Source organism: Advenella sp., from assembly GCF_052108595.1.
Lineage (GTDB): Bacteria > Pseudomonadota > Gammaproteobacteria > Burkholderiales > Burkholderiaceae_B > Advenella.
Genome location: NZ_JBQEAU010000072.1, coordinates 1 through 23,145, shown reverse-complemented (window position 1 = coordinate 23,145; position 23,145 = coordinate 1). Strand labels below are relative to the sequence as shown.

Below are 23,145 nucleotides of genomic sequence, written 5' to 3'. Positions count from 1 at the left end.
GCCCTGGCGGAAACGGTGCGACAATGGCTCCCAGCGCGGCAGCCGCCAGATCAATGGCGCAACACACCCAATGATTGCTCAGTTGATAGGCCACAACGTCGCCAGGCATGACGCCGGCGCCGCGCAACCCTGTAGCCAGGCGCAATGCATGCTCGTACAACTGACCATAACTGACGGTGCTCTCCTCGGACAAGACGGCCGGCTTATCGGGGGCGTTCTGTGCTTTTTCCCGAAACAGCTCAAATACCGGTTTGTCCGGATAAAGGGACTCTTGCGCCCAGCGCCGACGCAGTGAATGGGGAACAAGATCGATGATACCGGCTGAATTCATGAAAAGCTCCAAGGACAATTTACGGAAGAATAGGACTTATGGTTAAGATGTCTGGCCAGTTGACCATGGGTAGCCATATCGGCCAGATTGCTCACAACGGGGCTGCATGGGATACCCTCAAGCCGCAGCCGCGAGACCCAGATATCACTGGGATCGCTGGCCAGACTGATTTGCTGCGCCTGAGTGGCCTGCCCTGAACACGTCATGCCAAGAATCCTGTCCAGCGCCTGTCTATGCCCCTCGGTTGTGCATTCAATCGCCAGCATGCCGTCCCGCGTTGGCAACACTTTGGAAAACCCGCCCTTTGCCTGACTCAGCGATGCCGATTGCATCAGCAAGTCTGCCGCGCCCAGCAAGGAACTTTCCACGCTGCAGCCCAGGCCCGTACTGGCGCGTCTCAGTAATGCGGCTGTCGTGCCCAGAGAGGCGACTACCCCGCCCAGCACGTCGAGCACGGTAAAGAGCGATCCGCCCCGAATACCATTGCTTGCAGCAATTGCCGAAGCCACCCCCGACCATGCCTGGACCGTGAAATCAGTGCCCGGCGCTGCGATATTGGCATCGCCCCAGCCACCCGCATAGGAGTAAACCAAATCAGGTCTGATCGCATGCATATTTTGGGCATCCAGTCGCAACTGGGCCGCTTTGCCGGGCGCCCAGTTGTGCAGAAACACGTCCGACTCACGGACATATTCATAAACTTGCCGGCGGCCGGCTTCGCTTTTGATATCCACTTGCCGCACCTGTTTCAAATGGTTCAGGGCGTCGAACCGGACCGAGCAGCCATTGGCTACCGGCGGCATCGCCCGCAAGGGATCCCCGCCTGGCGGTTCCAGACGAATCACTTCGGCGCCAAGCATGGCCAGCATATGCCCAGCCAGAGGCCCCTGGATACGTCGGCACGATTCGATCACCCGAATTCCCTGCAAGGGCAACTCATTGGGCCGCACCCCATGCCGCAGATATGGCAAACCACTATCGCACGATATTTTCCAGGGCGATACCGCATCACGCGCGTAGTCGGGGTCTTTGCGTCTTTGGTCAAGTGTGCGAACCGGAACCAGGGCAAGCCCCGCCTTGCCGGCAGCCTCGCTGATACGGCTATAAGGCACTTCGGACAACAGTTGCAGACACACGCCAGGAATGGGGGCAATCGCCTTGGCATAGCGCAGCAAAAATGCGGTCCAGGCGCGCCCTGCCGTTTCGGGATCCAGTCCCAGTATTTCCCAGAAGCGTCGCCACGGCGCACTGTCCAATGTCTCGATTTCAAAGACAACGCCATCGGCAGACGTAAAAGGTGGACGCAATACCGGGTCGGTGCTGCCCGGCGCAATCTGTTCCGGATCTTCCTGGGCGCTAGCACCGGCCAGGTACTGGCTGACACTGAGCAGGCCGCAAGCGAGCGCAGAGACCTCGACTTTTTCGAATGCACCTCCATTCATTTGCCCGAGCAAACCTGCCAGACCGCTTTGCAGGGTCACGGCGCCCGTCAGCACAGACAGATAAGGCAAGCCCAGCGGCTGCGGGCCTCCGCTTGCCCTGCCATGGACAGACATGAGACCACAAACTGCCTGCAGGGTAGATTCGGTGATATGTGGGCTGCCCGAGCCAATATCGTCTCCCAGGCCGACATGTACCGCACCTGCCTTGGGATGGTGCAGACTACACAACGCATCTGCCGGATTATCGACGAGGTTGGCCTCTTGCATGCCAAGCAATGCCGCTTGCCGGGACACGCTGGCCCCCAGTTCCGTCCAATCCTGCGGGACCGTCCCCGGCCGCCAGTTGACGCCCAGGTTTTCTAAAATTGTTTCTGCCATGATGGTTGTTGCTATCTACAAAAAATAGGTTTCAATGAATGGATGCGACACGCGGAACAAGCCCGGTTCAGCCACCGGCCACGGCGGGCAATACGGTCAGGCTGTCGCCCGGCTTTGTCTTCGTGTCCAGCCCCTCGCAAAAACGGATGTCATTGTCATTCACATAAATATTCACGAAGCGATGAACCTGACCATCCTTGACCAGCCGCTCGCCAACACCTGGAAATTGCGTATCCAGGTGCTTGATGATGTCCGCGACCGTCTCGCCCTGAGCCTGGACTTTTTTCTCTCCGTTGGTCAATGGGCGCAAAATGGTGGGAACGGCAATAGATATCGACATAGTGATTCCTTGTTCAAGTTAATGAGTTAATGAGTAAGTGTCTGAGCGCAAGCGGGAAGGCGCGTTGCGCTCATGCCACGGCCTGTGCCTGTGTCGCGGCAACAAGGTGGATCGATTCTTCAAATACGCTGCCGGCGATGATGCGGAAACTTCGAAACGGCACCGTGCTTGCGTGCCAGGTCGAAACGATCAGATAATGCATATCGGGGTCGTTGGCAAATTCGATATCTTCACGACTGGGCGTGGCGTGGGTTGCCGTATGAGAATGATAGATACCGATACATTGTTCGCCACGCTCGTCAAGATCGCGCAGAACCCGCAGCTGCTCCGTCGAATCGAAGGAAAAGTACACTTCCGATGCCGCCACATTGCGCATCGGAATGCACCTGGCAACGTGGCTGCGGCCAGCCGGCGCCACCAGCATGCCGCAACATTCGACAGGATGCGCCTGCTGCGCCTGCTTCATGATTTGGGCGTAAACCGCCTTGTTCATAATAAGGGCCATGGTGTTTTCAATACCTGTCTTCGATTCAATACGTTGGCAGCGATGGGTCAATATCCCGCACCCATGCCAGTACGCCGCCTTCCAGATTCCGGACATTGCGGCGATCGATCTTCAACAGCTCTTCCAGCACCGCCTGGGAACGGGCGCCCGAGCGGCAGGAAATGACCAGCGGCTGCTCTTGCCCGTAGCGCTCGACAATTTCCTGCGCCACGGTCGGCGACTTGCTCAGCGGCACAGCATCGGGAATACTGACAATGTCCCGTTCATGCGGTTCGCGCACGTCAATCAGAATTGGCGCCTTGCCCGCATCGCGCAGTGCCTTCAATTCCTTGACCGTCATCTGGTCAGTGGTTCGTTCGGGTGTCGCGGTTTGGGTCAGGCCGCAAAAAAATTCATAATCGGCCAGCTCAGTAATGGGCTTGCGCTCGGGCAGGCGTCGGATCGGCAGTTCACGGTAAGTCATTGCAAGTGCATCGTAGGCCAGCAAACGCCCCAGCAGCGGATCGCCGATGCCCGTAATTAGTTTTACGGCTTCAGTGCTCATAATGGAAGCAATGGCGGCGCACAAAATCCCCAGCACACCGCCCTCTGCGCATGATGGGGCCAGCTCGGGCGGCGGTGGCTCGGGGTACAAATCGCGATAGTTCAGGCCCGCATCGCCTGGCGCGTTCTCCCAGAAAACCGAAGCCTGTCCTTCAAAGCGGAAAATGGACCCCCAAACATAAGGCCGGTCGGCCAGAATGCATGCATCATTGACCAGGTAGCGTGTGGCAAAATTATCGGTGCCATCGAGAATCAGGTCGTACCTGGAAAAAAGGGCTACGGCCATGTCGGGCTCCAGCCTATCGGTATAGGTTTCCACATGCACCAGGGGATTTAGCCGGGCAATGGCCTGTCGCGCGCTCTCTACCTTGAGCTCTCCCACCGTGTCGACAGAATGAATCACCTGGCGCTGCAGGTTGGACACATCAACTCGGTCAAAATCAATAATACCGATAGTGCCTACACCGGCGGCGGCAAGATACAGTAGCGTGGGCGCGCCCAATCCACCAGCGCCAATCACCAGCACCCGGGCGTTTTTCAGCCGGCGCTGACCCGTCATGCCCACATCCGGAATCAGAAGATGACGACTATAGCGACCGATTTCCTCTCGACTCAACGGCTCGCCGGGCTCAACAATGGCCGGTATGTTCATATCGCGTTCCTTTTATTTAAATACGAATAATTATTATTCTCACCTTTTGCAGACGGCAAAACAAGGCCCTAATACCGCCCATTCATTTGCATAAAGGAGAAAAATCTATTCATTTGTAAGATCGGCGCTCAATGTTGAACTGTGGACATATCCGCACACACCGCAGCAAACGCGCAAACAAAGCGATCTGCTTCCTCCATGGTCAATATCAGCGGAGGCTGTATGCGCATGACCCTATTATTATTTGCCGTCACGAAGGTGAGCACACCGTGCTCTTGCGACAGGCGTGTCATGAAACGCAAGACAAACAGATCTTCCATACTGCCTTCCAGCTCTTTCATTGCCTGGCTCAGATGCATGTGCAGGCTATCGGACATCATCCGATACGTCATGAATGCCTGTGCCGGGATCCGGGCAGCCATCTCCCGCAGCAAGGCGCGAGCGCCGCCAGTCATGTCATAAGAGAACTCAATGGCAATCATCATGCCCCGGCCGCGAACCTGTCGGATGAACCCGTATTGATCGGCGATATCCTGCAATTGTTGTTGCAGATAAGGACCAACGTGAGCAGCGTTCTGTGTCAGCTGTTCCTGTTCCAGCACATCCAGTGCCGCCATCGCACTGGCAGCGGCAAAATTGCCGCCCCCGAAAGTAGAGGTATGCAAGGCAAACGTATCCATCGTGCCATAGGCCTTGCGCCAGACATCGCCTGTGGCCAGCGTCGCCCCTATCGGTACGGCGCCCCCCGAAAGCGATTTGGATAACGCCATGATGTCCGGCGCCACCCCTTCCCAATCGCAGGCGAACAACTTGCCGGTACGGCCCAGACCGGTCTGTATTTCGTCCAGCACCCAGAGGCAATCGTATTGGTCGCAAGCGGCCCTGACCTGCGCAAGATAGCCGTCCGGCGGAATAATGACGCCGCCCTCGCCCTGTATCGGCTCCATGACAAAAGCGGCAACATCGCCTTGCGCCAGCCTGGCGCGCAGCGCCTGGGCATCACCGAAAGGCAGTTGCTCGCAATGGGTCAGTAGCGGTTCAAACGGCTTACGATGTTTGCTTCGCCCGGTAATCGATAGTGCGCCCAGGGTCTTGCCGTGGTAGCCATTGCCGCAATAAAGAATCACCTTGCGATCGCTGGCGGCCAGTGCCATTTTCATTGCCGCTTCCACGGCTTCGGTCCCGGAATTGCTGAAAAAAACATGCTGCATCTTGCCGGGCGCCATTTGTGTCAGGCGCCGGGCCAACTGGCTGGTGTGCAGGGGCGCGGACACATACTGAACAAACGTCGGATACTGCTGTTGCAGGTATTCGGTCAGGGCCGCACTCACTTTGGGATGATTGTGCCCGGTATTGAGGCAACCGTAGCCGGCCACAAAATCCAGATAGCGACGACCGTCCAGGTCTGTCAGCCAGCACCCCTCTCCCTTAACGAAAACGCGCTCCACATGATTGAATTGGTAAAACTCGCGCAGCACCGGATTGATGTGTTTGCCGAAATCGTCCAATACCTGTTGGCGCAGAACATGCGCTGGCAAAGGGTGATCAGGCTGGCCGATTTCGGGATTGTGATGATATTGGCGCAAACCGTCAAAGCGCGCCCCGGCCACCGGTTCCGAATCGCTTGCCATGGGGTTGGGAACAAAACCGTGTCGCTTTGCCACCTCGCCAATTTCTAGCACCCGCTCAACGGGCAATTCCCGTCCGATGGAAAATGGCTGCGCCCTGCCCTCCAGGGCCAGAATGATGGTTTCTGCCATGCAGCCGTTTAAATTTCGCATGGGGTCTAGGCCCAGCGCCATGGCTCCGAAACTGACGTCGGAGGTGGCCGAAACCAGGCCGCCATCAATGACCAGAATATCGTTCCGCTGCCCAGCCCCGGGCAAGACATCCTTGGGCAGGGCGGTATCCACGACCACTGACCCCGGCTGCAATCGGGCCGGATCAATAACCCCGCCACTTGATGTGGCGGTCACGAAAAATCGGGCAATGCCGTAGCATGCGTCCATCCGGGAATGGTACTGGACCTGATCCGGACTCTGCAGCGGCAGGTCGCTGGGCAGGTTCGACGTTGGACCGCGATGCACCAGGTGTAATCGACACCCATGGGCCAGCAATAAGCGCGCCACCGCCTGAGCAATCGATCCCGGATAGCCGGCCACGACCACTTGTGCACTTTCTGCAGATACGCCCAGCCGCTCCATACAATCAACAACATTGCGGTACGCGGCAAAGGCGGTCAAGGAATTTCCGGTAGTCACCGGTACAAGCGCGCGCTCGAGCGTCTGTAGACCACGGTTGCCGACAATGGCCGTGAACCCGCCCAGGCCGACCAGTTCAGCGCCACCGTGGTGCAAGGCATTGACCCCGTCCAACACACGCTCTGCGATCCTGCGTGGCTGGGCCATCATTTGCTCTGCCGTCAGGGGCATGAACTGAATCGTTCCGTCGCATTGCTGTCCGCAAGCACTTGTGATACGAGTAAAGTCTGCAAAGGGAACCAGATTGTGCCGGGACCAGAACTGCGAATGGTAGCCGTGGCTTTGTTCTTTGAGCATCCGGCCTGCCAGATCAATAAGCTTGACCTGGTTCAATAAAGCCGGCGATGTGGGATGGGCAATGAATCCAAACTTCATGTCCATTGCTCCACCGGCTGACGGCTCCAGGTTTCCTCTGACACCAGACTAAGTCCGTCGCCGTCCGAATTGTGGCTCAACATAACGTCGAAAAAATTGATCTGTCCGCGCGCCATCAACGCCGTGCGCAGAGTTTCCGGGCAAAACGATTTGATGCTGTGGTAGCTCACGTAATGCTGCGCGGCCACCTCATGCAGCCCCGCTCTGGCGCCTGGCTGCGGAACATTGACCTGGCGGTTGCCGTTAAGGGCATAGCGCTTGTCCAGGTAGGTCTGAATCATCGAAAGAACTCCATTGTTCAAGTAAAACAGGCTGATGTTGCGTCCGGCGGCATGCGGCGACGATGCTGCGCACATGGCCAGGCGCTGTTCAATATCGGGCACCAGCGCCCGCGCGCCGTCGCCAATAAACGCAAGCACATTGCGCTGGTTCCGCACAGCAAGATAGGGCAGCGCCATCAGGCCATCGCCCATCAGCGCGCGTCCGTACCAGCCCGAGAATCCGGGATCGGTGCGAGGAATATTGCGCAGCGCCGACAGGCTGCAGCGCCCCACGTCATAAACGCCGGTGTAGCGGTAGCCTTCGTCACGAATCAGTTCCGTGACCAATTGGCCCAGGCGCTGAAAGAAGTAATTCGGTGTCATGGGCAGTGTTTCAATGCAGTCGCTAGGCATGATTTCTGCTGCGCACTGCAACCGTTGCAGATGCGACTGACGGTGCCGAAGAATCAGGGGGTCAGGCGTGATGCGCGGTTCCAGGTAGTCCAGGAAATCATCCAGGCACATTTGGAGCCCCAGATCGGCAAAGGGCGCAATATGGGCCGGATTGCGGTTTACCTGGGCGATCCTGAAGCTGCGCCGCAATTTACCCTCGGAATAAGGTGTCGCAGACTGGTCGGCCTTGCCCTTAAGGAAAAACAGCCACGGCGTCGTCTCGGTCGTCTCACGGGCCGATCGAGCATTCGCGCAGTGCGCGAGGCCCGAGACATCACCGTTGGACGCAATCGATTGCGTCTGCGCCTCAAATGGCACACAACGGCGATGTTCCAGAAATTCGTAGATGCGCCGGCTAAAGCCATACATAGAAAGCGGACCAAGGTAATTGGCAACCGGCATACCGTCCTGCCACGCTGGAACAGAACCCGGTGCAACAATGCTATCGGCCAGTGCCACGCCGGTTTTCCTGGCAATAGATAGTACGCGCTGACGCTGGGTCGGACTAAGTCTTCCGCATTGCCACAGGATGGGAGCCGGATCGTGGTTAAGAACTGCAACGGCGTGGTTCAATCGTTCCCGAAGCCTGACTTCAGTTATCGACGAGATCGCAGACGGGGCGGGCGTCCTCTGTTTTAACGGCACGACCACCGGCGTGCGCGATTCCAGCGCAGACTGGGAAGCAAAAACGAAAGTGGGCCCGGGGCGATTGTCCAGCGCGTCAAAGGCATTTGCCAGACCGCTTTGAAGATCGCCGGGCTCACGCAGGAAGTCAGACCACAACCCTCTGGCCGCAATGACGGCATGACCGTTGCTGTCCGCGTTCAGTGTGCCCTGGAACGCATACCATACCGTTTCGGGCGATTCGGCGCAGATAACGATACCCGGCGCGCCGGTCCGCCGCAGGTTGTCCAGTGTCCCCCGGGCTTCATCCAGCATCCCCGATGTGACGGCAATCACATAGGCCCGTCCGTACAATTGCCAGCCGGCCATTGCGCCCACGGCCAGCGCATGTTCATTACATCCGCTATATAAACCGATGTCCGTGCCTTCGGCCAGATCATGCATGGAATCAATAAATCCGGCAACCATGGAGCCGGTAAAAAAATGAAAATCCCAGCCCTGTCCCCAGCGCGCTCTCATCAAGTCAAAGACTGCTCTGGCCGCTGCCACAGGTTCCGTTTGTGGCTGCGTGGTGCGTACCAAAAGCCGGTTGAAATAGGCGTGCTCCAGATGATCCAGCAGTAGACGCAACAGATCTGCGCAGCGCTGATCCCGCTGCCTAAGCGGAGTGCGTATCAAGCGGTTCCCGCCCAGCAATAGCATCCATTTGGCCAGACACGACTCGGCGCAGAACAACACCGCAGAAGATGGAGAAAACCTGAGGCCGGACCGTACCGACAACAATTTCGCAAACGGATCTTCGTTAGCGGCCAACCCAAGCCCGCGCGAATCCAGATAAACGCATTCGCCCGCAATCGTATCGTCGTTCTGCGCGATCGATGCCGCCTCCAAAGATGCAAAGCAGTGCAAAACCAGTTGTTTTGGCCCCCCCTTGCCTTGCTGCTGTCGCAAGTAGCGTTGCGCCTGGCACTGAAGCGGCCGGCAGTCACCCTGCAGCTCTGACGCAGCAACATTCGGACTCTCGTTCAGCCAACTATTGATCTCATGCACTACCTGCCTGACATCTTCCTGCAACTGCCTGTCCTGACTGATCAGGCAGATTTGCACCGTGCCGACTGGCTTCTTTCCCATAACGTCTCTCTCCTGTGATCCTTGCCAATCTGAAAAATCCAGCTTCGCGTCGTCAATCCTGAGGAAAAATGGTATCATCCGGAATGAGAATCATTTTCATTAATTGCTATGAAATCGGGAGCAATTCGTATGAAAAAAGATAGATGGAGAATCGTGTGGAAAAATATACGTGCAGATTGACGGCCAATGAGCTGCATGCACCACAGCAACGACATGAAAGCCATGTCCGGCAGCAATTGCCCCAGGAATTGGGCAATTGCTATACAGAGTCCATCATGCTTGAATCGGGCATTCTGGTCGGACGTCTGCATTATCATCCGGACAGGCCGATCGTGGAGGAAACGCTGGGGCCGCATCAGGGCCGGGTTATTGTTGTCACGGTGGGCCTGCAGGGACAGTCTGTCTATCGCGGCGACAATACACCTGAGGTATTGTTCAAAGCCGGCCATACAACCGTCACATCCTTTCAGGCATTACGAGGCGAACGCAGTTACGAAGGCAGCAAACCGGTATCCCAATTGAGGGTCGTTATCAGTGCAAGCACGCTGCGCAAATACGTAGGAGATGAGCGAGCCGACAAAATACTCGGTGACAGCACGTTCCAGCGACTGGCCTTTTACGGCAGCAGCAGCGCAACCCTGGCGCACGCGGCTGCCATCAATCGGTATATGAAGGCAGCTACCGGCGAGCAACCCAACCCGCACCAGCTGGAGCTCCATATTCACGCGCTTAGCTTACTGTCAGAACAGTTTAAGGCATTGGCGCCCATACAGACAGAAGGCTACAGCGCCTTTTCGTCTGAGGAAGTACAACGTCTGGAAAGGGCCCGGGACATGATTGCGCACCAATTACACTTGCCATTGACTAATCAATACCTGGCAGCGCAGGTCGGCATGAACGAGAACAAGCTCAAAGAAGGCTTCCGTTACCTATATAACAATACACCGTCGGGTGTCGTGCTGGAATTGCGCATGCGCAAGGCCTACACGCTGCTCGAATCGGGTCAGCAAGTGGCGCAGACGGCGTGGCAAGTAGGCTACAAATATCCGAACAATTTTTCAGTTGCCTTTATGCGCTACTACGGCAAAAGCCCGAAAACCGTCTTTCAGAAAAGGGCTTGATTCGCTGCGACGGGTTTCCCGGCTCCCTTCTGAAGCCCGTATCAGCTTGCGCCGGGCCCGGCCGGTCAATGACTTGGCGGGTCGGCGTCCTGGGCTTTGTCTAACACGTCAGTTGAGCCTGGGGGCTATCTGCCGGCACAATTCACTATCACATTCCCGAACGACGTACCGCCCTCTACTGTCTGGTGAGCCGATACAATCTGAGTCAAATCATAGACCGGACCAATATTGTGTTGCAGCTGGCCATCACGCAACAGAGCCTGGATGCCATCGATTGCCCGCGTTCGCTGCGCTTGCGTCAACTCATACACCAGAAAAAAGTGCAGCGACAATGATCGCGGCAGCCACGCACCATAATTGAGCGGTACTGTGCCGCGCTCGTTGGAACCATAGCAGACAAACCTGCCATGTGACGCGAGCGCCCCCTGCTCCACCAACGCGATGGTTGTCGACAAATCCATGTCAATAATGGCATTGACGCCCTTTTCGCCTGTCATTGCCAGCACGCGTTCAGCAACCGGTTCTTCTTTATACAGGATCGACTCGTCGATTCCCCTTTCCCGCAAAAATGCCGCCTTGGTCTGCGAGCCAACGGTAGTGAGCACGCGAGCGCCCCGGGCCCGGGCTATTTGCGCAGCATAGTAACCTACACCAGAGGCACCGCCAATAATCAATACCGTCTGCCCGGCTTCCAGCTGGGCAAGCTCCACAGCACGATAAGCGGTCAATGCCGGAATGCCTAGGCAGGCCCCGGCTTCAAACGACACATTGTCGGGCAATACGACCGCCTGCTGCGCAGGCAGAACTATATACTGGGCAGCAGTTCCATGCGGGCGGTTGTATTGTGCGTTCCATAGCCAGACCCGTTCGCCGACTCTACCGGCCTGCACGCCCTCGCCGGTCTGGTCGATCGTGCCCGCGCCATCACTGTGCGGAATAATCAAGTTCCAGCGCACCGCACGTGCACCAGACCTGGACTTGACATCTGATGGATTGACGCCCGAACAGGCAAGCCGCACCCGTACCTGGCCGGCACCTGCCTCTGGAACAGGCTGTTGGCCCACCTGCAGCACCTGCTCGGCAGGGCCGTTTGCCGTATACCACGCCGCCAGCATCATGTCAGCGCCGCTTTCACGAACCGATTGCTCAGCGTGCCCAGCCCGGTCAGACTCACATCCACACGGTCGCCGGGCTGCAGGTTCGGAGAGTGACCGTCGGTGCCCATCCACACCATATCGCCAGGATACAGCGTCAGATACCGGCTCATTGTGCTGATAAATTCTTCAATGCCAAAAAGCATGTCCGCTGTGTCAAAGCGGGTGCTTTCCACGCCGTTGACCGATACGACCGTTTGCATGGCTGCCAGATCGGCCTCGGTACTGATCCACGGCCCCATCGGCTTGAAAGTGTCCGAATTTTTTGCACGCCAGAAAGTGCGATCCGACGCCTGCCAATTGCGTTCGCTCACGTCATTGCCAATGGTATAGCCCAGAATGCATCTTTTTACTTCGTCCACGGCGATGTTGCGCACTTTGCTGCCAATCACAACCACCAGTTCGCCTTCGTAATGGACGCGCGTGGCGTCTGCCGGCATGATCACATCCTGACCGTGCGCAACCAGGGCGTTGTTTGCCCGGTAGCCCACATCCGGTTTTTTTGGAATCGTTAATCCTTCCGTGCTGATATGCTTGACGTAATTGAGCCCCACGCAGTAGAACGTGGGCGGGACAATAGGCACTTCAATGCTCACGTCCTGCAGTTTCAGTCTTGTAGCGGTGGTTTCATAATTGCTCAGCGGGTCTCCCCTGACCGCCGTGACGATGTCCTCATCGCTCAATATCCCGTAGCCGGGTTTGCCCTCAAGACTATATCTAAGCCATCTCATCGTTTTTTCCCCTTACGCGTTCGCCGCAAAAAGTGTGTCTTCGGCGGTCAATTCCGCAATCAGCCAGCTATTGTCGATTCGTTTCATTTGAACAAGAACGTTACGGATGGACTCAATCCCGCGCAAGGGACAAGGCCCCGCCCCGTGCTCGCCCGGTTCATGCCGGACAACCAGCATATAGGCCCGGATGGTGCAATTTTGCGTTTCGCATTCATCGAATACCAGATTCGTAATAATATGGGCGATTCTCATGGTCGCAGACCGCTGCTGCAATGCCTGCTGCACTTGCTGCGGCCCTTTCAATACTTTGCCCTGACGGCGCCATATTGCATCTGGCGCAAGCAGCGCCGCCAACGCATCGTACCGGCGCTCATCCAGATGGCGGAAAAAAAGCAACACCTGGTTCTCACACTGCTTCATCGCGACATTCATATCAGCAGATCTCCGTTGCCGTGGTTTAAAGGCGATTGCGCCAATACCGAAGCGTCGATATCAGCCAGGCTGGGCGTGCCGCAAAGCTGCATCGTTCGTCTCAATTCATCAGTCAGTATCGTTAAGGCGCGGTCTACTCCATCGTACCCCCCACCCAGTACGCCAAACAGAGTCGCACGACCAGACAGCACACCGGATGCGCCCAGGGCCAATGCCTTGAATACATCACTGCCCCGGCGGATACCGCCGTCGAGCAACACGGGCACACGACGATTTACGGCCTGCACAATGCCGGGCAAGGCATCCAGCGTGGCCAGGCCCGTGTCCAGTTGCCGCCCGCCATGGTTGGAAACGACCAGCGCATCCACGCCGACATCAAGTATTGACGAGACATCCAGCGGATTGACCACCCCTTTGACGATCAGCTTGCCAGGCCAGCGATCGCGCAGGGCACGTAACGCTGCCAGATCAAACGCCGGATCATAGTTCATACCGGCGACGCCCTGCATCCTGGTTCGGTCCGCCTGCCGTGATGCCAATCCCTGCAGGCTTGGCATCACGGGCGGCTTTTGCAGCAACATATTAAGCGACCACCACGGTTTTCTGACAAATTGTCCAATGTTGCGGTACCCCAGCTTCATGGGAAAACTCAGCCCGTTGAGCAAGTCTCTTTCCCGCTTGCCGCCCACCGGCAGATCTACCGTGATGACCAGCGCCTCATAGCCAGCTGCAGCGGCGCGACCGATTAAGGCATTCAGACGCTCCTTGTCTTGAAGGATATAAGCCTGGAACCATAACCGGCCTGGCGCCTGGTCGGCAATTTGCTCGATCGACGCCGTGGCCGATGTTGAAAGCGTATACGGTATGTCGTGCTTGGCTGCGGCCTGCGCCAAGGCAATATCGCCGCCACGCCAGCCAAACCCCACGGCGCCTGTCGGCGCGATGGCCATGGGTAACCCCATGCGACGTCCGAATAACTGTGCTGCCAGATCCACCTGGGAGACGTTGCGCAACACCCGAGGCAACAATCGCACCCGGCTAAAGGCAGCACAATTGTCATTGAGGGTGATTTCGTCCTCGGCGCCGCCGTCATAAAAATCAAACACCCCGCGCGGCAGCCTGGCCCGGGCCATGTCCCGCAGACGCGCGATGCAATAACAGTCGTTCACGGTGGACCGGCTCATTGTCTCTATCCTCATTCGGGCTTTACATTGCCGTTCTTGATCACCGACTGCCAGCGTGCCTTGTCAGTAATCAGGAACTGACGAAATTCCTCGGGCGAATCGCCGACGATTTGCGCACCCAGTTGCTTGAGCTGTGCCTGCACCTCCGGCTTGTCGAGAGCCGCTACGGCAGCCTGATTCAGCTTGGCCACAATCGGCTTGGGCGTGCCTGCCGGCGCCAACATGCCAATAAAGGAAGCGGCTTCTTCAAAACCGGTCAGTCCCATGCTTTCCAAGGTCGGCACGCCAGGAAAGTCCGGATGCGCCTGCCTTGTCCCCACAGCGAGAATGCGCAGACGTTTGTCCGCAACATAATCGGCAATGCCAACGCTTGGGTAAAACATAAAGGAAATACGACCGGCAATCATCTCCTGCAACGCCGGGCCGTTCCCTTTGAAGGGTACATGAACCATGTCCAGGCCCGCCTGCGCCGCAAGCATTTCAGCCGTCAGATGGGCCGATCCGCCGAAGCCCGATGACCCGAAAGTCAGCTTGCCCGGGTTCGCTTTGGCATCCGCAATCAGGCTCTGCATATCCTTATACGGCGATTTATAATTCGTGACGACAACCATGGGAAGCGTCACAAAGTTGCTAACGGGCTCAAAAACCTCGGTCGGCTCATAGTTGTAACGATCCGGATACAGCAGCGGATTCACATTCAAGGTCAGCGAGGTCACCAGCACCTTGTAGCCGTCAGGGGCTGAATTGATAATATCATTGGCTGCGATATGTGCGCTGGCGCCGGGCTTGTTTTCCACGACCACAGGCTGGCCCAGCGTTTCACTCATGTGCTTGGCAACCACACGGGCAACGACATCGGTCGGGCCGCCCGCAGAGTATCCGAGCACCATGCGGATCGGCCGGTCAGGATAGTCTGCAGCCGCAGCTGCGCCCGTCACAAAACATGCCATCGCTGCAGCGGCGATGGCCAGATTTTTGATCAGCTTCATAGTTAGTCTCCAATTGGATTTGTGTTATTTGCGCAGTGACACCTGCGCGGATCAGCTCAGTGTCAGTACTGCTCTGGAAAATATTTATCGGCCATAACCTGACAGCGCTTGATCAAACGATGCTCATCCGGCCCATAGTCTGCGACCGCGTTATGGATCGTGCCCATGTTGTCCCACATCAGCACATCGCCCTGGGCCCATTGATGGCGGTAGCAGTATTTTTCCTGTACCTGGTGTTCGAATAGAAATTGCAAAACCTCGTCACTGCGTGCTTCGGATAACTCATTGATACGCATGGAATAACCCGGGTTGGCATACAACACCTTGCGACCGGTAATCGGGTGCGTAAGAAAAACAGGATGCGATACGGGAGGCTTGCGCTTACGCTGCTCCTCGGTCAGTGGTGGGCGTGTACTGCCCTTCTCCCGGCGCATCATGTCCCAGAATTTATTAAAGTCATGTGTAATGGTCATGCCGTCGAGCTCTTCTTTCAGTTCTTCAGTCAGACCGTCATACGCCGCGTGCATATTGCAAAAGGCCGTGTTACCGAGCGATTTTCCGTCACGAAAGGGGATACGGATGCCATACAATACATTGCTAAACGCGATAGTTTTGCTATAGGACATATCGGTATGCCAGTCCTGTCCGGCATCGCTTAGCCCGATCGGCTTGCCATTTTCTTTCATGTTCGACAGAATCATCACTTCCGGATACTGCTCGTCATGGAACAGATTGGCCACATTGACCTCCAGCTTGCCGAAGTTCTCCGAAAAATCCCGCAATTGGCCAGCAGTCAGTTCCTGCTCGGGAAAACTGATAACACCATACCGCCCCAGCGCCTGTTCAATTGCCTTGTAATTATCGGCGCTTAGCGGCATTGATAAATCAATTCCGTAAATCGTCGCACCCAGGCTGGCGTCTTTTGGTTCGATTCTCATAAATTAGTCCTCTACAAAGTATCAGGCGGCTTGCCTTAGAATGGATAAGATCTCATCAGCGTGGCTGACGGGACGGGGGTTGACCGCAAGTCCGCGCTCTGTCATGGTTTGCTGCGCAATCGGCAAAAAGTCATTGTTGGTAAGGCCAATATCTGCCAGGGACGCACTCAACCCCAGTTGCTCAATCACAGCTGAAATCCAGTCGGAAACACTTGCATGGCTTGTGCCCGATACTCGATTCAGCATGACCAGTGCGGGAGCAAGGCTGGTGCCGGCAACGCTGTCATTGAACCGAAGCGCGTGAGGCAGGATAATGGTGTTGATCTGCCCATGTCCTGCGTTATGCCGGGCGCCAATGACATGACAAATGGCATGATGAAGACAAGTTTTGGCCATCGATAGCACGATGCCGGATAGATGTCCGCCAAGCAGAAGACGCCAGCGTTGCTCCTTCTCATCGAGCGTATTGTCGGTGAGCGCCTGGGCAAACAATTCGATCGATTGCAGTGCAATGCCATCGGAAATCAGTGATCGGCTGCGCGAATACATGCCTTCAAAACAGTGTGCCAACCCATTCATGGCGGTATAGCGCAATAGCGTCAAAGGCATATCGCCGCTTAAATCCGGATCCAGCAGCACCGTACGGCTGGCCAGCTGCCGGTTCCAGAAAAGCAGCTTGTGCTCGTCTTGCCTTACGCCGAACGATGGTGTCAACTCAGCGCCGGATGCGGTGGTGGGCAGTGAAATAATCGGCAGCTTGGGTTTCGTGCGCAGCGGCACGTGGACACGGGCCGGCGGCGTAAAGCGCGTCACATGGTCGGCCAGCGGACCTCCTTCGGCATGCAACATGGCCAGCGCTTTGGCCGAATCTGACACACTGCCGCCGCCCAGCGCGACAATACTGTCCGGCTGAAATTGAGCCATCTCGCTAGCCAGTTGCTCGACCCAGACAACGCTGCTATGGTTCGGCACCGAACTGTGCATCTGCATTTGCAGACCATCCAGCGTTTGCCGCAAGGCAGCCCAGCTATCAGAGTGCGCCATGCGCTGTTGCATTAACACTAGCACACGCCTGCTGCCCAGCGCATCCAGTTCACTACGCAAATCCCGGGCGCAGCCGGGGCCGAACTTTACGTGCGTGCCGAACAGGTGATAATCAATCTGTGGGATACTCATGATGCGTAACGGTAGTCAAGAATTATGGCCATTCTATGCAGCACGATTGCCTGTGCATAGGAACAGATGGCAAAATGACTGTTTCCATATCACGAACAAAGGTTGTGATCGACCATGAACACTGTCGAATGTATTGGGGTCTTTGTGGAAGTAGCAAAAGGCCTGAGCTTTACCAAAGCGGCCGAAAGGCTGGGCACCAGCCGCTCGGTTATTTCCAAGAAAATCGCCTGGCTGGAGCAATCCTTCGAAACGCAATTGCTCCAGCGCAACACCAAACGCGTGAGTCTGACAGAAAGCGGTGAAATTCTATTGCGCAATGCCGATAGCGTGTCGCGGGCACTCACCGAACTCAAAGATCTGGTACGCAGCTCAGTGCAACTGCCGACCGGGAGAATTCGCGTGGGTTCGCCGCCTTCATTCGGTGCCGTTCACCTGGCGCCCGCCGTCCAGGCGTTCCTGGAAGCCTATACGGAAGTACAAATCACCATGCAGCTTGATGACGGCAGAAGCGACCTGATTGCAGAAAATATGGATCTGTCTGTCAGAATTGCTCCTCATTTGCGTGACACCAGCCAGATCGCTTACAAGATTGCCGTGGTGCCGCAAGTGCTGGTTGCCACTAGCGATTTTCTTGAACGGGCAAAAAACCCCAAACATCCGGCCGATTTAAAAAACCACAACTGCCTGGTTCATACATTGAAAAACCCCACCTCCACCTGGCAATTGACCGATGCCCAGGGCAAGCTGCATAAAGTGCAGGTCGGCGGATCTTTCAACTCGAATCTGGGCGAATCGTTGCTGCATCTGGCGCTGCGCCACTACGGCATCTCCATGCATCCGCGCTATATGGTCGAAGAATTGATCTCCCAGGGCCGACTCCAGGTGGTGCTCCCCGACTATAAATGCGAAGGACTGGATATTTATGCGGTCATCCAAAGCAAGCGCTACCTGCCCTACAAGGTGCGACTATTTATCGACCATTTACGCAAACATTTCCAGGACGTTAACTGGTCGAGCACGTCGGGAAGAATGTGAGAGAACATCCGTGGGTCGTGGCGTCTGTTCTTCGCTCAGCTGACTTCAATGCTTGGAAGCGGCGAATCGACTTTATCCACGATCTTGATACTATCTGTTTACGTTACTATACGATCAAGTCCTTTGCCTGTAAGAACACCAGAACCATGCTTGACCGCATCCGAGTTGCACGTTTCGTCAATGTTGAAACGGTGCCCGTGCTTGAAAAGGCCGCTAACATTCCAGACCGGCGCACCCACCGAATAATCGGCAAGAACGACTAAAAGGGAGTCGGCAAGGACAATACAGCATCCGTATCAATGATCAATGGCGCATCTGCTTTGTCTGAACTGAGCATGACATCGAGCACGTTGAAATTGTGGACTAGCACCAGGAGGTGACTATGCGTACCGTGCGATACCCAACGCCTGGCGAGATCTTGCTGGAAGAATTTTTGAGACCGATGAACATCAGCCAATATCGGCTGGCAAAAGAGATTGGCGTATCACAAAGGCGCATCGGTGAGATTATCGCGGGCAATCGAGCTGTGACTGTGGACACCGGCCTGCGTTTGTCGCGCTATTTTGGCACGTCTGATGAGTTTTGGACTGGCCTGCAATTGAGCTACGATCAGGCACGAACAAAAGACGCACTAGCCGAAGTACTGGCTAACATCAAACCCCTGGAGCACGCTCAAATATAGCAATTGCAATTTCTCGTCGTAGTTTTTCGTCTGCTATATTACTCAATGGATAGATATCATATGACGCGCCATTGCTACGTTATTTCATATGAACTACACAAAGCGAGCCGCTAGATGACGGGTCAATCAAATATTCGCTTATCATGACATAACAATATTATTTCGCCAAATGAAAAAAAACCTGACCAGCCAGGATATCGCCCTTCTAGCAGGCGTATCGCAAAGCACAGTATCACGTGTGATCAGAAATCACCCCAGTATCAAGACCAAAACACGCGAACATGTGCTGCAAGTAATCCGGGAACATGGCTATATGCCAAATGCTGCAGCACGTCAGATGAAGACCAATCGCAGTGGCACCATCGCAGTGGTCGTGGCCAACCTGACGAATCCGCTATACCCGTCTCTTTTGCATCTGCTCGTCAACCAGCTAGCGAGTCATGGCTTAAAAACCACGATATGGGAAACAAGCACTGAGCTGGACGATGCGACGGCGAGTGCAATTGCTGAAAGTGATGTTGACGGCGTTATCTTCGCGACAGCTGTTGCCTCTTCCCGGCTACAACACCAGATAATTGCCCATCGCAAGCCGGTTGTATTTCTGAACCGTAACCTGTCTGGTCGGCCCTATGATGCCGTGATCAGCGATAATTACAACGGCGGCCAGATAGCGGCGGAATATTTTGTCAAAGGCAAGCGCCGGCATATCGGCCTGCTTACCGGATTTTCCGAAGCCAGCACAATTTTGGATCGAGAAAAAGGGTTTATGGAGAAATTGAAGCATGCCACCAGGCCCATTCGACTTATTCACCCTCCTTCTCAATTCACTGTTTTTACCTACGAAAATGGCTATCAGGCGATGCAAGCCCTGTTGGGTTTAGCACCCGATGTTGACGCCGTTTTTTGTACCAATGATATCATCGCAATCGGTGCGCTCGATGGCGCCCGGGCGTGTGGCAAGCGCATTCCCGAAGATCTCTGGGTGATGGGATACGATGATATCCCAATGGCTGGCTGGGAAGCGATCGGTCTCACAACGATCCGGCAGCCACTGCCAAGCATGGCTGCTTTGGTTGTCGACCGTCTGCTGCTGCGGATCGAAAACCCTGAACTTAAGCCAGAGACAGTGAGGCTTTCCAACGAACTCGTCATTCGAGAGACCACCAGCAAAAACGGCCAATAGCCTGCCGCACCGCCCTCATCCTGCAATACCCCTATACGCATCTGCACTCAAGCTTCCAGCATTGAAGCGAAAGTAACGTACGACCCCCAAATTGCCAGTGCGGTGAGAAATACAAGCATGATGGTATGGAATTTATTGCCCGCCAAATCACCCATGAGATCTTTACGGTTGATCAACACTATCAAACCAATGGAAACGAGAGGCATCAGCACAACCTGTGCTGCATTCACAAAAATCGTCAACAGAATAAAACCCGGCATACCGGGAATTGCCCACATCAAAGGCAAAATGGCAACAAGAAAGTAAGTCAGGCGAAACAGGGGATCTTTGCTGGGTGCAGCCTTGTACTTTTCCTTGCGCTCAGGGGCAACACAATACACACATTCCATTGCCATTTTCGGAAACCCGTGCGCATAGCCAATGACCGAACTGAAACAGGCGCACAACACCCCCAAATAAATAATTAATTCGCCAAGGCGTCCAGCCACCTGACCGAGCAGATGCGCCAAGTCATTGAAATTGGATATTGTTATACCGCGCGGGTGCAATACTTCTGCCCCCATTACCCAGACGGCAAGATCCAGCACAATAATGACAAAAATTCCGAATAGCAAATCATACCGTTGCACTTTGCGATGCTCCGGTCGGATATATCCTTTTTCTTTCATGAATGTGGGATATAGCAAATTGGCCAGCGAACCGCCTACCGCACCAATGAGGGATATAACAATCAGTAAAGCGCCATAAGAGCCCACTGTCTGAGGAACCTCAAACGCCAAAGTACCAGCGACAATCGCGCTAACATCTGGTTTTGCCACAATGGCACCGCCTATGAGGCTCGCGGCCAGAACCACCAGAATAATTTTTTCTACATTTTCCAGATAGCGGTATACCGCCTTACCAGTAATCAGCACCGCCGCGATCACAGCGACAATACTCCAGAGCATGACGGAACCCGATTGGCCGGTCAGATAATACAGGGCCTCTCCTGACCCTTTGATGGTATAAGACTCATAAAAGTGGCCAAGAACGACGCCGCCAATTGCCAGCAATATTGGATAATACTTCCATACCTTGGTATACCCTTCAAAGATGGTATGTCCCTGTATATTCATCAGTTGATAGTTGGCGATAATGCTGACAAGCAGATATCGCACAACCAATGCCAGCGCAAGCCCCCACATCAGAGTGTACCCATAATGGGCTCCTGCCACCGCATTGTCGACCAGGTCTCCCGCCCCTAACCAGGTAAGGACAAGGACAATACCAGGTCCAAAGGACTTCACATAGCCCCAGAATGTTGAAGGTATGGGCGCGCCCACGGATGCCGGATCGGCATTGGAGGCCGTATTTTCAGCAAACGGCGGCACACCCGACTTCCCTGACGCTTTTATGTCAGTTGCATTTACAGTCATAGCTTTGTCTCTTCCTTGTTATAAGTCATTATTTCGCCTGTGATGCAGCCAACTAGTTTTCGAAGTATCTTATTGCTGCATCGCCACTGTGGTTCAGGCGGTTACCATTTCAAGGTCCAGCGTGGTCGTCCGGCGTAACTCTCTGGGGTATTTTTTGTCATCAAAGGGCAAACCCCGATGCATCGTCGCCCGGTTGTCCCATATTACAAAATCATTTTCTTTCCAGGCATGCCGATAGACAAACTCACGGGCGGTTGCATGTTCGGTTAGCTCGCGCAGCAAGGCGCGACCTTCGGGCACAGGCCAGTCAACAATATGCGAGGCATGTGAGGCCAAATACAACGATTTTCTTTCAGAACGGGGAATGACGCGAACCAGAGGATGAACGGCACCGGGCAACTTGGCCTTTTCTTCTTCTGCAAACTCGAAGCCCAGCACATGACGCGAATAAACGATGGAATGAAATACAGCCAGACCTTCGATTTTCTCTTTGGTTTCTTCATCCAGACAATCATAGGCAGCACGCATATCCGCAAATTCCGTATCCGCACTGACCGGAGGCACTACCTTGGCCGACAACATAGAATAACGCCCGGCTGGGTCATTAAAAGACGCGTCCGTATGCCAAAGCCGATTGCTTAATGAACTGACACGACGGCGGTCATCGGCTTTGAGCACCTCGCCTTTGTCATTTACATTTGAAATATCCGTAATGGCATTGGTTCCGAAACGGCTTTTTTCCAACACAGATAGCGACGTTTTAGTGTGCAGCTCGCCATCCAGACGCTGAGCAAATGTTAATTGTTCATCGTTCGTCATCGGCTGACCATGAAAAACGAGTACTGCGTACTTGTCCATTCCATCCCGGATCGCCTGCAACGCTTGATTGTCAGCACTCCGAAGATCGACGTGACTCACTTCACCAACAAAATGGGGGTGAACGGGTGCAATTGATAAACTCATGATGAATCCTCCTCTAAAGCAGCAATAGGCTCGTGAATTATTGTTAGTTCTTACAGACAGGCAGGTCAATTTCCGAAGGTGACGGCCGAACGCCGAAGCAACACGGCATGCGATAGCACTTTTGTCAAAAAATGACTACGTAATCATATTACGCGACAAAAACCCTTAACCAGCAATCCGGAATTGATACTGTTTGTTACGTCCTTGTATTTAGACGCGTCTTAGCGTAGTTAAACTGCTATCGCTTCTGCGCAAAAAAGGCGAACTCAATCGGCCATCACCTGTGCGATTGCGGTGTAATGCGCGAGCCTCATGGCTGGGTCAGGCAATACATCTTGCAGCATGATCTCGTCGCAGCCAACGGCTTGCGCCATCATGAGCAACCGATCACGCAAATGCTCCAAGGGGCAGATCGTATACATCGGCCATTGGGCCGTTTCTGCAGGCCAGACGCCGCCGGCCAGCGCTACCGCTTCATCCACTGTAGGCAAGCGGTCGGGCATGGTTTCCAGTCGACGACGCTGATCAAAACACCAGCGCATGGGCATGGCCAGCCGTTCGGCCTCATCCTGGTCAACACCCGTACTCAGCCTGATCGCCAGAAAAATTTGTGGCGATCGTGGCAAGCCCAGGCGATCAGACGCCCGAAAGGCGCGGCGATAACTGGCTGCAGACTCAACTGCGAATTCCGGTTTATGAAAGGCCGAGAGCGCAAGCGGCAAACCCAGCGCCCCCGCGCGCGCCGCCGAGTTTGGACTAACGGCCATGATCCAGGGCAGAACAGGTGCGACATCGGGCATAACCTTAAGACTTGCAAAAGCGTGATCTGCCGGCAAATCGGCAAAAA

At 55.2% G+C, this 23,145-nt stretch carries 21 protein-coding genes and 1 pseudogene; 5 read left to right on the top strand and 17 right to left on the bottom strand.

What is annotated here, in order from left to right; genetic code table 11:
- The 7 genes from ACTIKR_RS13485 to ACTIKR_RS13455 form a co-directional block, all read right to left on the bottom strand.
- Positions 1–331: AMP-binding protein (locus ACTIKR_RS13485; protein ID WP_442328088.1), on the bottom strand; the 331-nt coding region annotated here is incomplete at its 3' end.
- Positions 328–2,151 (bottom strand): CoA transferase, encoded by a 1,824-nt coding sequence (locus tag ACTIKR_RS13480; protein WP_442328087.1) that lies wholly within the window; start codon positions 2,149–2,151, stop codon positions 328–330. The genes ACTIKR_RS13485 and ACTIKR_RS13480, both read right to left, overlap by 4 nt.
- A 67-nt stretch (positions 2,152–2,218) precedes the next feature.
- On the bottom strand, positions 2,219–2,491 hold the full coding sequence (locus tag ACTIKR_RS13475) for a MoaD/ThiS family protein (RefSeq protein ID WP_100699320.1): 273 nt from the start codon (positions 2,489–2,491) through the stop codon (positions 2,219–2,221).
- A 70-nt stretch (positions 2,492–2,561) separates the two neighbouring features.
- Entirely contained in the window at positions 2,562–2,996 is a 435-nt protein-coding gene (locus tag ACTIKR_RS13470; protein ID WP_100699321.1) for a Mov34/MPN/PAD-1 family protein, read from the bottom strand.
- 25 nt (positions 2,997–3,021) lie between these two features.
- Positions 3,022–4,191 carry a molybdopterin-synthase adenylyltransferase MoeB gene (gene moeB / locus ACTIKR_RS13465; protein WP_442328086.1) on the bottom strand — a complete coding sequence of 390 codons (1,170 nt, stop codon included), beginning with the start codon at positions 4,189–4,191 and terminating at the stop codon, positions 3,022–3,024.
- Between the two features lie 128 nt (positions 4,192–4,319).
- Positions 4,320–6,827, bottom strand: coding sequence for an aminotransferase class III-fold pyridoxal phosphate-dependent enzyme (locus tag ACTIKR_RS13460; RefSeq protein WP_442328085.1), 2,508 nt, complete (start codon positions 6,825–6,827; stop codon positions 4,320–4,322).
- The gene (locus ACTIKR_RS13455; RefSeq protein WP_442328084.1) at positions 6,824–9,295 is read right to left on the bottom strand and encodes a decarboxylase; all 2,472 of its coding nucleotides are present in this window, start codon (positions 9,293–9,295) and stop codon (positions 6,824–6,826) included. The genes ACTIKR_RS13460 and ACTIKR_RS13455 overlap by 4 nt, the downstream gene beginning before the upstream one ends.
- Positions 9,296–9,450: 155 nt before the next feature.
- Between ACTIKR_RS13455 and ACTIKR_RS13450 the strand changes: the two genes are divergently transcribed.
- A complete protein-coding gene (locus ACTIKR_RS13450; protein ID WP_370540241.1) occupies positions 9,451–10,416 on the top strand; it encodes a helix-turn-helix domain-containing protein in 966 nt (321 codons plus the stop codon).
- A 125-nt stretch (positions 10,417–10,541) separates the two neighbouring features.
- Here the strand turns inward: ACTIKR_RS13450 and ACTIKR_RS13445 are convergent, their stop codons facing one another.
- The 7 genes from ACTIKR_RS13445 to ACTIKR_RS13415 form a co-directional block, all read right to left on the bottom strand.
- Positions 10,542–11,534, bottom strand: coding sequence for an NADPH:quinone reductase (locus ACTIKR_RS13445; RefSeq protein ID WP_100699325.1), 993 nt, complete (start codon positions 11,532–11,534; stop codon positions 10,542–10,544).
- Positions 11,531–12,301 carry a fumarylacetoacetate hydrolase family protein gene (locus ACTIKR_RS13440; RefSeq protein WP_100699326.1) on the bottom strand — a complete coding sequence of 257 codons (771 nt, stop codon included), beginning with the start codon at positions 12,299–12,301 and terminating at the stop codon, positions 11,531–11,533. The genes ACTIKR_RS13445 and ACTIKR_RS13440 overlap by 4 nt, the downstream gene beginning before the upstream one ends.
- A gap of 12 nt (positions 12,302–12,313) precedes the next feature.
- Positions 12,314–12,733: a nuclear transport factor 2 family protein gene (locus ACTIKR_RS13435; protein WP_100699327.1), complete on the bottom strand. Its 420-nt coding sequence runs from the start codon at positions 12,731–12,733 to the stop codon at positions 12,314–12,316.
- Positions 12,730–13,917: an alpha-hydroxy acid oxidase gene (locus ACTIKR_RS13430; RefSeq protein ID WP_100699328.1), complete on the bottom strand. Its 1,188-nt coding sequence runs from the start codon at positions 13,915–13,917 to the stop codon at positions 12,730–12,732. Before ACTIKR_RS13430 ends, ACTIKR_RS13435 begins: the two co-directional genes overlap by 4 nt.
- Before the next feature lie 11 nt (positions 13,918–13,928).
- On the bottom strand, positions 13,929–14,906 hold the full coding sequence (locus tag ACTIKR_RS13425) for a Bug family tripartite tricarboxylate transporter substrate binding protein (RefSeq protein WP_100699329.1): 978 nt from the start codon (positions 14,904–14,906) through the stop codon (positions 13,929–13,931).
- Between the two features lie 62 nt (positions 14,907–14,968).
- Entirely contained in the window at positions 14,969–15,844 is an 876-nt protein-coding gene (locus ACTIKR_RS13420; RefSeq protein WP_100699330.1) for a TauD/TfdA dioxygenase family protein, read from the bottom strand.
- Positions 15,845–15,865: 21 nt separating this feature from the next.
- Complete coding sequence (locus ACTIKR_RS13415; RefSeq protein ID WP_442328083.1) at positions 15,866–17,020, bottom strand: iron-containing alcohol dehydrogenase family protein; 1,155 nt, start codon at positions 17,018–17,020, stop codon at positions 15,866–15,868.
- Positions 17,021–17,134: 114 nt separating this feature from the next.
- Between ACTIKR_RS13415 and ACTIKR_RS13410 the strand changes: the two genes are divergently transcribed.
- The 4 genes and pseudogenes from ACTIKR_RS13410 to ACTIKR_RS13395 all read left to right on the top strand — a co-directional run bounded on the left by ACTIKR_RS13410 (position 17,135) and on the right by ACTIKR_RS13395 (position 19,920).
- The gene (locus ACTIKR_RS13410) at positions 17,135–18,055 is read left to right on the top strand and encodes a LysR family transcriptional regulator (RefSeq protein WP_100699332.1); all 921 of its coding nucleotides are present in this window, start codon (positions 17,135–17,137) and stop codon (positions 18,053–18,055) included.
- Positions 18,056–18,329: 274 nt separating this feature from the next.
- Positions 18,330–18,383, top strand: a pseudogene (locus ACTIKR_RS13405) (type II toxin-antitoxin system RelE/ParE family toxin); the annotation flags it as partial.
- Positions 18,384–18,437: 54 nt separating this feature from the next.
- Positions 18,438–18,737 carry a HigA family addiction module antitoxin gene (locus ACTIKR_RS13400; RefSeq protein ID WP_442328082.1) on the top strand — a complete coding sequence of 100 codons (300 nt, stop codon included), beginning with the start codon at positions 18,438–18,440 and terminating at the stop codon, positions 18,735–18,737.
- Positions 18,738–18,906: 169 nt separating this feature from the next.
- Entirely contained in the window at positions 18,907–19,920 is a 1,014-nt protein-coding gene (locus tag ACTIKR_RS13395; protein ID WP_442328081.1) for a LacI family DNA-binding transcriptional regulator, read from the top strand.
- A 47-nt stretch (positions 19,921–19,967) separates the two neighbouring features.
- On the opposite strand, the gene ACTIKR_RS13390 is transcribed toward ACTIKR_RS13395, so the two are convergent.
- The 3 genes from ACTIKR_RS13390 to ACTIKR_RS13380 form a co-directional block, all read right to left on the bottom strand.
- On the bottom strand, positions 19,968–21,335 hold the full coding sequence (locus ACTIKR_RS13390; protein WP_100699335.1) for an Nramp family divalent metal transporter: 1,368 nt from the start codon (positions 21,333–21,335) through the stop codon (positions 19,968–19,970).
- A 93-nt stretch (positions 21,336–21,428) separates the two neighbouring features.
- A complete protein-coding gene (locus ACTIKR_RS13385; protein ID WP_100699336.1) occupies positions 21,429–22,298 on the bottom strand; it encodes a TauD/TfdA dioxygenase family protein in 870 nt (289 codons plus the stop codon).
- A gap of 266 nt (positions 22,299–22,564) precedes the next feature.
- A partial coding sequence (locus ACTIKR_RS13380; RefSeq protein WP_442328080.1) for a hypothetical protein occupies positions 22,565–23,145 on the bottom strand: 581 nt, incomplete at its 5' end.